General features: G+C 46.5%; 12 protein-coding genes. All 12 read left to right on the top strand.

Translation table 11 applies throughout. The features are described from left to right. Positions 1-34: 34 nt before the first annotated feature. The 12 genes from ACLVWR_RS02915 (at position 35) to phnD (ending at position 14,131) form a co-directional block, all read left to right on the top strand. The gene (locus ACLVWR_RS02915; protein WP_413582445.1) at positions 35-1,345 is read left to right on the top strand and encodes a sensor histidine kinase; all 1,311 of its coding nucleotides are present in this window, start codon (positions 35-37) and stop codon (positions 1,343-1,345) included. Positions 1,346-1,454: 109 nt separating this feature from the next. Next, entirely contained in the window at positions 1,455-2,624 is a 1,170-nt protein-coding gene (gene metK, locus ACLVWR_RS02910; RefSeq protein WP_413583470.1) for a methionine adenosyltransferase, read from the top strand. A gap of 83 nt (positions 2,625-2,707) precedes the next feature. After that, entirely contained in the window at positions 2,708-4,507 is a 1,800-nt protein-coding gene (lepA, locus tag ACLVWR_RS02905) for a translation elongation factor 4 (protein WP_413582444.1), read from the top strand. Between the two features lie 3 nt (positions 4,508-4,510). Further along, the gene (gene lepB, locus ACLVWR_RS02900) at positions 4,511-5,308 is read left to right on the top strand and encodes a signal peptidase I (RefSeq protein WP_340596232.1); all 798 of its coding nucleotides are present in this window, start codon (positions 4,511-4,513) and stop codon (positions 5,306-5,308) included. Between the two features lie 3 nt (positions 5,309-5,311). Next, the gene (lepB, locus tag ACLVWR_RS02895; protein WP_413582443.1) at positions 5,312-6,025 is read left to right on the top strand and encodes a signal peptidase I; all 714 of its coding nucleotides are present in this window, start codon (positions 5,312-5,314) and stop codon (positions 6,023-6,025) included. A 126-nt stretch (positions 6,026-6,151) separates the two neighbouring features. Then, positions 6,152-6,583, top strand: a complete 432-nt coding sequence (locus ACLVWR_RS02890; RefSeq protein WP_413582442.1) for a hypothetical protein — start codon at positions 6,152-6,154, stop codon at positions 6,581-6,583. A gap of 58 nt (positions 6,584-6,641) precedes the next feature. Next, positions 6,642-7,319 (top strand): signal peptidase I, encoded by a 678-nt coding sequence (lepB, locus tag ACLVWR_RS02885; protein ID WP_413582441.1) that lies wholly within the window; start codon positions 6,642-6,644, stop codon positions 7,317-7,319. Between the two features lie 35 nt (positions 7,320-7,354). Next, complete coding sequence (locus tag ACLVWR_RS02880) at positions 7,355-8,257, top strand: aspartate carbamoyltransferase catalytic subunit (protein ID WP_413582440.1); 903 nt, start codon at positions 7,355-7,357, stop codon at positions 8,255-8,257. Beyond that, positions 8,254-9,318 (top strand): glutamine-hydrolyzing carbamoyl-phosphate synthase small subunit, encoded by a 1,065-nt coding sequence (gene carA / locus ACLVWR_RS02875; RefSeq protein ID WP_413582439.1) that lies wholly within the window; start codon positions 8,254-8,256, stop codon positions 9,316-9,318. Before ACLVWR_RS02880 ends, carA begins: the two co-directional genes overlap by 4 nt. Next, positions 9,315-9,962 (top strand): hypothetical protein, encoded by a 648-nt coding sequence (locus tag ACLVWR_RS02870; protein ID WP_340596238.1) that lies wholly within the window; start codon positions 9,315-9,317, stop codon positions 9,960-9,962. Before carA ends, ACLVWR_RS02870 begins: the two co-directional genes overlap by 4 nt. An 81-nt stretch (positions 9,963-10,043) precedes the next feature. Further along, positions 10,044-13,238: a carbamoyl-phosphate synthase large subunit gene (carB, locus tag ACLVWR_RS02865; protein ID WP_413582438.1), complete on the top strand. Its 3,195-nt coding sequence runs from the start codon at positions 10,044-10,046 to the stop codon at positions 13,236-13,238. Beyond that, positions 13,235-14,131, top strand: a complete 897-nt coding sequence (gene phnD / locus ACLVWR_RS02860) for a phosphate/phosphite/phosphonate ABC transporter substrate-binding protein (RefSeq protein WP_413582437.1) — start codon at positions 13,235-13,237, stop codon at positions 14,129-14,131. The genes carB and phnD overlap by 4 nt, the downstream gene beginning before the upstream one ends. The last annotated feature ends 3 nt before the right edge of the window (positions 14,132-14,134 follow it).

Genomic DNA, 14,134 nt, shown 5'->3' with positions numbered 1-14,134 from the left:
GGTCGGTGACCACCTTTTGTTGTTTAATGTGCTGATGAAAAGCACCGAATCTGGCATTTTTTTTGGTAATTGGCTGTTTTCCTCTGTTGTGGAAGATGATGCGCTTACCAGGTCCTATAAGTATCGCCTGTTGGTAGCTATCACTCTGTTAACGGGTTTGTTCATGTGGATGTATAGCATCCTCTCTGTAGTTCTGGTTGTGGATAAGCGACTGGCATCCATTGGATTTACCTGCGCCATAGTTCATGCGTTCTGTCCGATGTGGTACAAGATCACTCGATCGATTGCTTTTGCGACTTACGTGATGGTGGCTGCAGGAATGACCTTCCAGACTGCGTTTGCTTATTTTACCGGTGGATTTTTCGCTCCCACTTTATTCTGGATTGCGGTTTTGCCGATGATCGTGGCTATTCTGACGAATAAGACCCACGCATTGACCTGGATATTTATCTGCGTTGCGGGTTATGCGCTCATGTTCCTTGCGCAGACCCGAGGCCTGGTGCCGCCAAACCAATTGTCAGAAGATGGCAAAGTCGTGGTTCAGTTTATGGTTGGCTTGGGGTTGATCGCTCTTGTTGGTGGATTCTCCTTGTTCTTCGTTGAGCTGGGATATTTTTATCACAATAAAATTTCGGCAAAGAACATGCAGATTCGCCAGCTGTTTCGTGCCATCACTCATGACATCCTGAATCCTTTGGCAGTGGTGGAGATGACTCAATCCAGAATTCAGAATCGCGTGCCGGAGTTGGAAGCAGAGCTCAGCCATTCCAAGAAAATTATAGGCAATATTCGCAGCACTGTGGAGAACGCCCGTCACTTTGATGCCGCTGATTCGGGCCGGGTGGTGCTGAATATTCTGCCAGTATCCATGAATGGTTTGCTGGAGTCGGTGTCAGCGTTATTTGCCGAGCGCTTTCGCGAAAAAAACCTGACCTTGGAAATCAGCGAGGACGTGAAGTCTGCCTTTGTTTTAGGTGATGAGATCAGTTTACGAACTCAGGTTGTCTGCAACGCCATCTCCAATGCGATCAAATTTAGCAATCCAGGCAGCAAAATTGAAGTGACCGGGGTTTCTCACGGCACTGAGTATGAAGTGGTTATTAGGGACTACGGGGTGGGAATCCAGCCGGACCGCATTTCTCAATGGGAGCTTGCGGGGGCGCTGTCTTCCTCGCCAGGCACTTGGGGTGAAAAAGGGACTGGTTTTGGACTTTTACTCATGAAGCACTACTTGGATAAAGCTCATGGTCGTCTGCAAATACACAGCATATGTGATGGTTTAGACTCTGCCAGTCGTGGAACTCGGGTCAGTCTTTTCCTTAAGAAGGCCCCGGCAATTGGTTGACCCCCAAATTCGACTTTGATAGGTTGCGAGGCTGACTTAAAGTAGAGTCAATCAATCCTTGCTGCACTCTGCCCCGGTTAGTGTGCAGCAGCTTCGTCCATAAGGAAAAATAGAAGTGAAAAACTATCTTTTTACGAGTGAATCTGTTTCTGAAGGCCATCCGGATAAAATGGCCGATCAAATCTCTGATGGCATCCTGGATGCTATTCTGGCTCAAGACCCAAAAGGTCGTGTTGCCTGTGAGACTTTGCTAACAACAGGTTTGATCGTTGTCGCTGGTGAAATCACAACTTCTGCAAAAGTGAACTTTTCAGAAGTGGCTCGTGATGTTGTTAAACGTATTGGTTACGACCATTCTGACAAGGGTTTTGACTACAAAACCTGTGCAGTGACGGTTGCAGTTGGCCAACAGTCTCCAGACATCGCTGTCGGTGTTAAGGAAACTCTGTCTGATGATCAAGGAGCTGGCGATCAGGGTTTGATGTTCGGTTACGCAGTTAACGAAACTCCAGAGTTGATGCCTCTATCCATCGCTATGTCTCACCGACTGGTTAAGGATTTGGCGACTCTTCGTAAAGCCAACAAAGTAGACTGGTTGCGCCCGGATGCTAAATCCCAAGTAACCGTTCAATACGAAAACGGTATCGCAAAACGCATCGATGCAGTGGTTATTTCCACTCAGCACGCTGACAGCGTTTCCAACGCGACAATCAAAGAATTCATCACTGAAGAGTTGATCAAAAAATCAATCCCAGCTCAGTGGATCGACGCAAAAACCAAATTCTTCATCAATCCAACAGGCCGTTTTGTAACGGGTGGTCCAATGGGTGATGCTGGTTTGACGGGTCGTAAAATCATCGTGGACACTTACGGTGGTCATGGTGCACACGGTGGCGGTGCTTTCTCAGGTAAAGACCCTTCTAAAGTGGATCGTTCTGCAGCTTACGCAGCTCGTCATATCGCTAAGAACATCGTGGGTGCAGGTTTGGCGGATCGCTGCTTGCTTCAAGTTGCTTACGCGATTGGTGTTGCTGAGCCGGTTTCAATCACAGTAAACGATTTCGGTACAAGCAAAGTGGGTTCCGAAGTGCTTGAAAAAGCAGTTCGTCAGGTCTTTGACTTGCGCCCAGCTCGCATTACGAAGGATTTGGACCTTTTGAGACCGATTTACTCCCAAACTGCTGCGTACGGCCACTTCGGTCGCACGGAAGAAGGTTTCTCTTGGGAGAAGCTAAATAAGGTTGATCAGCTAAAGGAAGCTGTAAAAGGCTTGGTTTAGAGCCTGTTAGATTTTGAAATTTATTAATCATTGCGCCGAGTTGTCTCTAGCAACTCGGCGCTTCTTTTATCATAATGGCGCCAATGGATCCTAAGTTTATACGTAACTTCGCAATTATCGCTCATATCGACCACGGCAAATCAACTTTGGCGGATGGTCTTCTTTCAGCAACAGGTTCTCTTTCCGATCGTGAAAAGAAAGAACAGTTTCTGGACAACATGGAACTTGAGCGTGAGCGTGGGATCACAATCAAAGCTCAAACTGTGTGCCTGGATTTCAAATCGAAAGACGGCAACATGTATCAGATCAATTTGATCGATACACCGGGACACGTGGACTTCTCTTACGAAGTTTCTCGTTCACTGGCTGCTTGTGAGGGCGCGATCTTAGTTGTCGATGCCGCACAAGGGGTGGAAGCTCAAACTCTCGCAAACGTTTATCTTGCGATGGAAAATAATCTTGAGATCATTCCAGTCTTGAACAAAATCGATTTGCCATCTGCAGACCCAGAGGGCGTAGCAAGACAAATCGAAGACACAGTTGGTTTGGATACAACGGGAATCATTCACGCGTCGGCCAAGGAGAAAATCGGTATCACTGATATTCTTGAAGCGATCGTTGAAAAAGTTCCGCCACCAAAGGCAGACAAAACATTAACTCCTCGCGGGTTGATTTTTGACTCTTGGTTCGATGCTTATCAAGGCGTTGTTGTCTTGGTTCGTATGATGGACGGTACGATCAAAAAAGGCGACAGAATCAAATTCATGGCGACAGACCGTGATTACGAAGTTTTGCGCATGGGTAAATACAAACCATTCCCAGCTCCTCAAGACACTCTTGAGGCGGGCGAAGTGGGCTTTATCATCTGCGGTATCAAAGATATCCGTGACGTTAAAGTGGGTGATACTGTTACCAGTGCAAAACATCCGGCAGCGGAGCCTTTGGCAGGTTTCCAAAGAATCAAGCCGATGGTATTCGCAGGTATTTTCCCAGTCGTAGCTTCGGAATACGAAAGCTTGAAAGACGCTTTGGATAAACTTTGCTTGAACGACTCTTCGTTGTCATTCGAAGTGGAAAAATCCGCGGCTCTTGGTTTCGGTTACCGTTGCGGCTTCTTGGGGCTTCTGCATATGGAGATCGTTCAAGAACGTTTGGAGCGTGAGTTCAATCTTGATTTGATCACGACAGCTCCAACGGTTGTCTACCAAATCACGCAAACGGACGGCACAGTGCTGATGTTGGAAAATCCATCAGGCATGCCGGATGAATCAAAAATTGCAAAATTTGAAGAGCCTTACGTTAAGGTGACTTTGCATACTCCCACTGAATACATCGGCGGCATTTTAAAGCTATGTGAAGACAAACGCGGTGCTCAGCTTAAGATGGAATACGTGAACGAGAAAAAAGTTATCATCGAGTACAAACTTCCGATGAATGAAATGGTTATGGATTTCTATGACCGTTTGAAATCGATCTCCAAAGGTTACGCGTCTTTGGAGTATGAATTCATCGGTTTCGAAGAAGCTGACCTGGTGAAATTGGATATCTTGATCAACTCTGAACCGATCGATGCATTGTCATTGATCGTTCACAGATCAAAAGCGGTCACTCGTGGTCGTAAATTGACAGAGAAGATGAAAGAACTCATCCCTCGTCAACAGTTCCAAATCAATATTCAAGCTGCAATTGGTTCAAAAATTATCGCTCGTGAAACTCAAGGAGCTATTCGTAAAGACGTTACTGCCAAATGTTATGGTGGTGACATCTCCCGTAAACGTAAGCTTTTGGAGAAACAAAAAGAAGGTAAGAAGCGTATGAAGTCCGTCGGCTCCGTCGATGTTCCTCAGGAAGCATTCTTGGCAATCTTGAAAGTAGAGGACTAGGTTATGTCTAAGGATCAGGCAAACAAACCAAAACCATGGGACTGGAGAACGAAACACTTTTGGACAGAAGGTTGGGGTTCACTCTTCCTTGCAGTTTTCATCGCGTTGTTCATTCGTTGGGGCTTTGTTGAAGCGTATGTCATCCCATCAGGATCCATGCTTCCAAGCTTGTTGATTCACGACCATATTTTTGTGAACAAGTTCACTTACGGTTTGCGCGTGCCTTTCAGCGAAAACTGGCTGGTAAAATTTAGTGAACCAAAACGTGGTGAAGTGATCGTTTTCAAATTCCCTCGCGACATGAGCACATTCTTTATCAAACGTATCGTGGGTGAGCCGGGCGATAAGATCTATTATGAAAACGGGACTCTTTATATCAACGACAAACCAGTTGAAAAGAAAGTTCCGTCCTCGCAAGTGGATTTTGATTGGTTGCGCGACGCTGACTTCACTCGTGACGGCAACGTCAATGATGCGAAATCCAACTATGTGGAATTCACAGAGGCACTTCCTCCTGGTAAAGTGGGCGGAGAGGGCAAAGATCATTCAATCTTGCTTCGTAAGGGCGACTTCTATGACACTTTCGGTCCGGTTGTAGTTCCTGAAGATCACTTGTTCGTGATGGGTGATAATCGCATGAACTCCATGGACAGCCGTGTGTGGAGTTTCCTGCCTAAGCAAAACATCCTGGGACGCGCGATGTTTGTGTGGTTGTCTTGCGAAGAAACTATTCCTGCGCTACCAATGCTGTGCAATCCGTTGACGCTACGTTGGAAGCGATTCTTCCATCCTGTTAACTAGTCAATGAGTTCAGAAACACCAGTTGAAAAAAATCTGAAAGGAACGTGGAATCAGGCGATTCTAACGTTCCTTTTTCCTATCCTGCTGGTGTTGGGTGTTCGTTGGTCTATCGTAGAGCCATTCGTTATTCCATCGGGAAGTATGATCCCGAATCTTTTAATTCACGATCACATTTTGGTTAAGAAATTCTCCTATGGGTTGCATTTGCCATTCAGTGATAAATGGTTGCTGCAGTGGAGTTCTCCAAAGCGCGGAGACATCGTGGTGTTCAAGTATCCGGAAAATCCGGATGTCTACTACATCAAACGACTGGTCGGGCTTCCTGGGGATGATATCGTAGTCAAGGCCGGTCAAATCACTTTGAACGGTGAAACTTTGCGTTTGGACTCCCAGCAAAGTGATCTGTTTGAATCCGGATTTACCTACTTCAAAGAATACTTCAATGACGACTCTCATTTGATTCGATTTATGGATTATAAATTCGAAGACGATCCGCCGGCGCAAACCTTCAAGGTTCCGGAGGGGCAGTATTTTTTCATGGGCGACAATCGCGATCAATCCAGTGATTCCCGGGTGTGGGGCTTCGTAAAGTCGGATTATATTGTGGGTCGTGCCTGGGTCATTTGGTTATCTTGTGACAGCACCTTGCCATCCATGCGTTTCATGTGCGATCCCGCGCAAATGAGATGGTCCCGATTGTTTAAAACAATTCAATAAAAACAAACACTTAAGACGCGATCAAAGTTTATACAAACGGGTTTATTTTACACAATAATGCTCAGCGTTATTGGGGAAGCTCCAGTCTGTGGTAGTACTCCCAAATCAAATCCAAGGAGTAAAACCATGAAGATGCTTTCTTTTGCTATGACGCTATTGATGTCAGTAAGCGCGTTTGCTTACAGCGCGAACTATACGAATCTTGAAGATCGTACAAACTATGTTGAGGCAGTCAGTGCTTCCAACCAAGACGGTGTGATTTCATTGCGCGTAGTTGTTGAAACAGACGGCAAGGTTTTGCCAACTGTTCTTGTTTCTGAACAAGCGAATGGTTTCAAATGTAAAGTGACTGACGTATTGTTGTTGGATAGCTCATATAATTCTGCCAAAAGAACATTCACTCAATCTGTTGAAGCTAAAATCATCTGGACTCCAGGTCGTGAAAACAGCGGTTGCTTGGTGGAGTTCTTCCACAAGTCTTTGTATGGCACCAAGGCTGTGATTTTCATGGAAAACAGAGATGTAAATCCATCTCCGATTTATGAGGACGAATACTAGTTTTTTCGTATCTTCAAAAAAGCTATCCGCGATTATAAAAGTTGGTTAAGATTCTTCCATGACTCGTTGGCGGGAATACATAACAACTTTGGTAATCGCGGTTTTTTTTGCGCTCTTTGTGCGCAGCTATCTGGTTACCGCTTACAAAGTTCCCACCGGCTCCATGCAGCCTACTCTTAAGCCAGGCGATTTTATTTTCTCCTCGCGAGTGGCTTACGGTATTCAAATTCCATTCTCTGATAAAAAATGGCATCTGACTTTTCCAGAACGCGGCGACGTCGTGGTCTTCAACTATTCCAATCAACACGAGATTTCGAACGTAAAGCGTGTTGTGGGGTTGCCAGGGGATAAGATTCAAATGGTGGATGGTCGATTGATTCTGAATGATCAGCCCCTTGAGTATGTGATGGTGAGTGGCAGTGATGCCGACAATCCAAATCATGACCTGTTCGAGATCTTCGAGGAGAAGACTCAGGATTCCTCATGGAGAGTGATTTTTCAAAAGCAGTCCCAGGGTAAAGATTTCGGCCCCATCATAGTGCCGCCTGGTGAAGTCTTTATTCTAGGTGACAACCGCGATGCAAGTGACGACTCGCGCTATTGGGGTACAGTTCCATCTTCGCAGATTATGGGAAAAGTGGTGTTGATCTGGCTTTCCCTTGATTGGCAGGAGAAATGGGGCGGCGATCGTTATCCTTCGGTGCGTTGGAACAGAGTTTTTTCCTCCGTTGATTGACAGGAAACCTTCAGCCTTCTAGGCTGTTCTTCTAGATGTCATCTAGAACTCAGCACTCCATTCTTGATTTAGTTAATCTTGAAAAAGAAAAAATCGACCGTCTTTTTTCAACTGCAGACCAGTTGGCGGCGAATCCAATTTTAACATCCAAGGGCTTCGGCAAAACCGGGGCCCTTTTATTTTTTGAAGCCAGCACGCGCACGCGTATGAGTTTTGAAACGGCTTGTGCGCATTTGGGTGTGTATCCGATGTTACTTGATGGAAAGTCCGGCAGCAGTCTTGAAAAGGGTGAGACTCTTGAAGACACCGTTATAAATGTCGCTGCGATGAAGCCGGCGTTCCTGGTGATTCGCTCCGGTGATGACCTGGATTTCAATGCCATTGCTGCGCAAGTTTCAATGCCCCTTATAAATGCGGGATGGGGTAAAAAAGGGCATCCCACGCAGGGGCTGCTGGATGCATACACGATCAGGAAGCATTTGGGTTCTATTGAGAATCAAAAAGTTCTGATTGTCGGGGATGCTCGTCACTCTCGGGTGGCGGCTTCGCACATCGAGCTTGCTGCCAAATTGAATTATGAAGTCGCCTTCTGCGGACCGCAGGAGTTTTTGCCGGTTCACGCGAAGGTAAAAGTGTTTGAGACATTGTCTGAGGGCCTGAAGTGGTGCTCGGTGGCCATGGCTTTGCGAGTGCAGTTGGAGCGTCATCAAGGGCAGCACTCACTTGGGAATTATCGCAATGATTTTGGATTTACCGTTGAAAATTTAAAGAGTCTTTCAAAGGATGCGCTGATCATGCATCCGGGGCCCATCAATCAGGGAACCGAGATGGATGCAGAGGTTTTGAAGAAGGACTCCCGTTGTCGTGTTTTGGATCAGGTCACCAATGGTGTATTAATTCGTCAGGCGATTTTGCTCGATGTTTTGGGGGGATTATGAAGGGTTGGCTTGTGTTAGAGACGGGCGAAGCATATCAGGGCGCTTGGCACGGTGGTGAAAATCGTGCAGGCGAAGTAGTATTTAATACGTCCCACTCAGGCTATGAGGAAATTGCCACGGATCCCTCTTACTTCTCTCAAATTGTGGTGATGACAGCCCCGATGCAGGGGAACTACGGAATTGAAGACGCTGCGTGGGAGTCCCGTCAACTTTGGATCGAAGGATTTATTTGTCTGGAAGTTCAGGATACAGAGCGGGACCAAGCCTGGAAGAAGCGTTTGATCGACAACAAGATTCCGATGCTAACAGAATTGGACACTAGACACCTGGTTCTTCGACTTCGTAAAGGTGGGACACCTTGGGGGGCGTTGGTTCATGCGGCCGATGAATCCCAGGCCAAGGCAATTGCCCAAGATTTGATTGGTAAAAAGAAAACTTTGGATAAGGATTGGGTCTATCTGGCGTCACGACCGGCTCCTGAAGTTCGTCGTGGTGACAACATGGTGGGCCCGCGGGTGGCTGTTTTGGATTTTGGCAGCAAAGAGAATATTCTGCGCGAGCTGCAAAACCGCTGTTCTGAAATCAAGATATTCAACAGCCGTAGTACTGTGCAGGAAATCATGGAGTACAATCCAGATGGAATCATGCTGACAAATGGCCCCGGGGATCCTGCAGATGTTAAAGTGGCAATCGGCACGGTTAAGGAGCTTTTGGGAGTAAAACCCATCTTTGGGATTTGCATGGGTCATCAGATTTTGGGGCTCGCTCTGGGAGGCAAGACCTATAAATTGAAATTCGGGCATCGTGGCAGCAACCATCCGATTCAGGATCAGATTTTAAATCAAATTTATATGACCAGCCAAAATCATGGGTACGCCGTGGACCCAGCGACCTTGCCTGAGGACGTCAAAGTGACGCATACCAATCTAAATGATGGCACTGTGGCAGGTTTTTATAGTGAAAAAAGAAAGTGTTTAGGAATACAATATCATCCTGAAAGTTGCCCAGGCCCGCACGAGGCGAGTGGCCTGTTTAGTTATTTTGTAGAGCGGATGATATGAACGAATACGAAAAGTTAATTGAGAAGATTCTTAATCATTTTGTGAGCGATGCCTTCAGGGATGAGTTGGCTATGGCCAAAAAGGAATTCTTTGAAAATGCGGGAACACTGGATGAAAATTCAGAACACTATGAATCCCGCATGGCACAGTTTTATGACTGGTATTTCTTTACACGGGAATTGAAGGGTTTCGGTCAGACTCCTTTGGACGCCTGCCACCTGGTTCGCGAGTTGCGATTTACTGAAGATGAAAAAGATCTTATCGAAGTCCTTAAAAAGCATCGTCATTCCATCTTTGAATTTATCAAAATCAAAAATGGCGACGTGTATATCAAGGACCTGATGGCGAACAAGAAGTTGGTGGTTAAAGAATCATCTTACGTATTTGGTTTTGATCCGGATGAGTTGTTTGAAGTGCGTTTGATCCCACAAGGGGAGTCTTTTATTTTCACGCGCGGCTTCTGCTTTCATCCTGAAAGTGCCAAAAAGTTCATCTTGAGCGAGGTTAAACGTCATCGCAAGGATCCGGATTTGGATCCTGATCTTATGATGCTTCGTCTGATCAAGATGAGATATAAATTTGAGCAGTACAAGCATGTAAGGCCAGAGATGATTTACTCCAACGAGGGTAAGCTCGGTATTTAGTTTTATTTTATTTATCTCCGGTATATCCGGAGTTTTTTTTGCTTAGGTTTTGATAAATTGTATTTTCGCAAGGGGGATAGAGTGCCACGCAAGTCCGACATTAAAAAGGTTTTGATTATTGGATCCGGACCGATCGTGATTGGACAAGCCTGTGAGTTCGATTACTCCGGCACTCAGGCCTGTAAGGCCCTGATGAAAGAGGGATTGGAAGTCATCCTGGTTAACTCAAATCCAGCGACCATCATGACAGATCCCGAAATTGCCACACGCGTATACGTTGAGCCTCTTAAGGTCGACTATCTGGAAAAGATCATCGCCAAGGAAATGCCTGATGCGGTTATTCCCACTCTGGGCGGTCAAACAGCACTGAATCTTGCCTTGGATCTGCATGGCAAAGGCATTCTCCAGAAGTATAAAGTTCAACTGCTGGGGGCGACACCCCAAGTGATCAAAGCCGGAGAGGATCGCGAGATCTTCCGCGGACTTCTTGATAAAATCGGCGCCAAGTATCCAAAAAGTCATCTGGTGCGTACTTTCGAACATGGTTTACAAGTAGCCGATGATTTGGGTTACCCCTTGATCCTTCGTCCCAATTACACATTGGGTGGAGGCGGCGGAGGCATTGCCTACTCGCCGGAAGAATATCAAAGCATGCTGGTGGGTGCTCTTCATGAAAGTCCAACTTCAGAAGTGTTGGTCGAAGAAAGCATTCTGGGATGGAAAGAGTATGAACTGGAAGTCATGCGTGACTACCGGGGTTCATTTGTTGTTGTTTGCAGCATCGAAAACCTGGATCCATGTGGGGTGCACACGGGCGACAGCATTACAATCGCACCTCAGCAAACTTTGAGTGATCGTCAATATCAGTCGATGCGTGATGAGGCCTGCAAGATCATCAATGAAGTGGGAATTCAAACGGGCGGTGCGAATATTCAGTTCGCCGTTCATCCGACCACCCACGAACGTGTTGTTATTGAGATGAATCCTCGCGTGAGCCGTTCATCCGCGCTTGCCAGCAAGGCCACGGGATTTCCGATCGCTAAAATCGCAGCATTGCTGTCAATCGGATACAGTCTTGAAGAACTTAAAAATGACATCACTCAGGTGACGCCGTCGTGCTACGAACCGGCGCTGGACTACGTGGTAACTAAAATTCCGCGTTTTGCTTTTGAAAAGTTTCAGGGCTCCAAGGATTCTTTAACGACTCAGATGAAAAGCGTCGGAGAGGTTATGGGAATCGGGCGCACACTGCAGGAATCCATGATGAAAGCTCTGGCGAGTCTGGAGATGAATCCTCAGGCGATTCCAGAAGTTGTGCTGGAGACAGGCAAGATCTCTTATCCAAACAGTCAGCGAATTTATCATCTCTTCCAGGCGTTCCGTGACGGTAAAACTGTCGCCGAAATCCAGGATTTGACGGGCATCATTCCTTACTATCTTGAGCAAATTGAAGGCCTGATTAAATTTGAAACTAAATTTAAAAATGAATTCAGCGAAGGCAACACTGAATTGCTGTTGTCGGCCAAGCGCAAAGGTTTTACGGATGCGCGCCTTGCAAAGATTCTGGGGCAGGATGCAAAATACATTCAGACTTTGCGTGAAAAACATCAGATGTTTCCCAAGTATTCACAGGTCGACACTTGTGCCGGGGAGTTTGAATCATCCACGCCGTATTTTTATTCCAGCTATTGGGCTTTTGAATCCGCTCAAGTGAACGCCAAGGATGCAGTTGTCGTGATCGGCAGCGGTCCGAATCGCATTGGTCAGGGTATCGAGTTTGATTACAGCTGTGTTCGCGGTGTGAAAGCATTCCGCAAAAATGGCAAAAAAGTGATCATGGTGAATTCCAATCCTGAAACGGTTTCCACTGACTACGACACTTCGGATGTCTTGTTCTTTGAGCCGCTGACTTCAGAAAGCTTGATCGAAATCATGCGTTTCATGAAACCGTATGGTTTTGTTGCTCAATTGGGTGGTCAGACGCCCATCAGTGTAGCTCCGGATTTGGTGGCTGCAGGTTATCAGTTACTTGGATCTTCCTTGCAGACTATCGATCTTGCAGAAGACCGTGGCTTGTTCACGAAAATTTGCAAAGAATTGAATTTTGAAATTCCAAACTCCGCAATGGCGGGCTCATTGACAGAAGCACTGGCCAGCGAGAACCAAGTCGGATATCCAATGATCTGTCGCCCTAGCTATGTCCTGGGTGGACGTCGCATGGAAGTGATCGAAAACCGTGAGGAATTGATTTCATACTTCCAGCGACATGGGGATTATATTTCCACTGAAAAGCCGTGCATGATGGATCAGTTCCTCGCTGGCGCACTTGAAGTCGATGTGGATTTGGTACGTGGTGTGGATTGGACCCTGATTGGCGGGGTTGTGGAGCATATCGAGGCTGCAGGCGTTCACTCCGGGGACTCCATGGGTGTATTGCCACCACATCGTTTGAAAAATGAAACTTGTGACCGTATCGAGCAACTTAGTATTCAATTGGCGAATCGCATTGGCGTTATCGGGCATTTGAATCTGCAGTTGGCAGTAAAGAATGACATTGTCTATATGCTTGAAGCGAATCCTCGCAGCTCACGTTCAGTTCCATTCGTTGCTAAAGCAACCGGCATTCCATTGATTGATCTTGGTGTCGCAGCGATGTTGGGCAAGAAAGCGAGCGAATTGAATCTGGGCAATTTGAAGTGGAGAAATACAACCACAGTTTCAGTGAAAGGTGTTGTGTTCCCATTCAAGAAGTTCCCGGAATCAGATTCCATCCTGGGGCCTGAAATGAAATCAACCGGGGAAAGTATGGGGCGCGGGAAGGATTATTCCGAAGCGCTATGCAAAGCATTCTTATCAAGTAACATAAGACTTCCGAAAACGGGCCAGGTTTTCTTTTCTCTGCGGGACAAAGACAAAGAAGCCATGTTGCCTCTGGTTCGTGAACTGCAAAGAATGGGATACGGAGTTTCCGCGACGACAGGAACGGCGGCTTTCTTTAATGATAAAGGTGTGAACTGTCTTTCATTAAGAAAGGTCGATGAGGGGCGTCCTCACTGCGTTGACAAAATTCGCTCAGGCGAAGTGGCCTTCGTGATCAACACCACCTCGGGTCGTCGTGCGATCGAGGCCAGCTTCGACATTCGTCGAGCTTGTACGGACTACAATATTCCGTGCCTGACAGAGAGTGATGCCGCTGAAGCCTTTGTTCTTGCTTTGAAAAACACCAGAAATGAGTCATCATCAGTCGAAGCGTTACCATCGATGGAGGCCTTTTGATTTCATTTTCACGAATGTTTGGCAAAGCAGTGTTCTGCGTCCTTGCGACCATGGCGGTTTGTTCTGTAACTCAGGCCGCAGATAAAACTCCAGCGCAACTGACAATCGGGATGATTCCCGGTGGTGATCCTAAAAAGGAAGCCGAGCAAGGCATGGCTTTGGCTCGGGAGCTGCAGGCACGTTTGCGTATTCCAGTGACAATGTATATTTCCAAGAACTACACCGGACTTGTCGATGCGATGAAGAACAAGAAAGTTGATTTCGCGTTCTTCTCTTCGTCAACATTTGTGTTGGCGGAAAAACAGGCGCAGGCCAAAGTTTTGCTGAAAAAGGTTTGGCAGGAGCCGTACTACTATTCGGCAATAGTAGTTCCGGCTAAATCCAAAATAAAAAATGTGAAGGATCTGAAGGGCAAAAGAATTGCTTTTGTCGACGAGCAATCCTCCTCGGGATATCTGTATCCAAAGGTGGAAATTCATAGGCAAGGCCTGGAAGAAAAGGACTTGAAGGTCCAGTTTACTGGTAATCACCAGGCGTCCATCAAAGCACTTGAGTCCAATGAGGTCGACGCGGCAGCAGTGTTCAGCGATGACGAGCAGGGGAAGCAGGGGGCTTGGGTTAAATTTGCTGACACCAAGAATAAGTTCAGAGTCATTTGGATGAGTCAGCCTATTCCCAATGATCCTTTCTGCGTGCGGCAGGATTTTTATGACGAATATCCCAAGGTCACCCATGATATGATGTTTGCCTTGATTGAAATCCTGGAACAAACGGCGGATAAAAACACTTATTCTGAAATTTTGGGTTCTCGTGACTTGATGCCAGCCACCTCTAAACAGTATGATCCTGTGAGGGAGATGGTAAAAGCTTTGAATATTGAGCTGAAACCTTAATGC

It is taken from the genome of Bdellovibrio sp. HCB288, assembly GCF_047305935.1.
Taxonomy (GTDB): Bacteria; Bdellovibrionota; Bdellovibrionia; order Bdellovibrionales; family Bdellovibrionaceae; genus Bdellovibrio.
The sequence above is the reverse complement of the archived record's forward strand: the minus strand, read 5'-3'. Positions and strand labels throughout refer to the sequence as shown.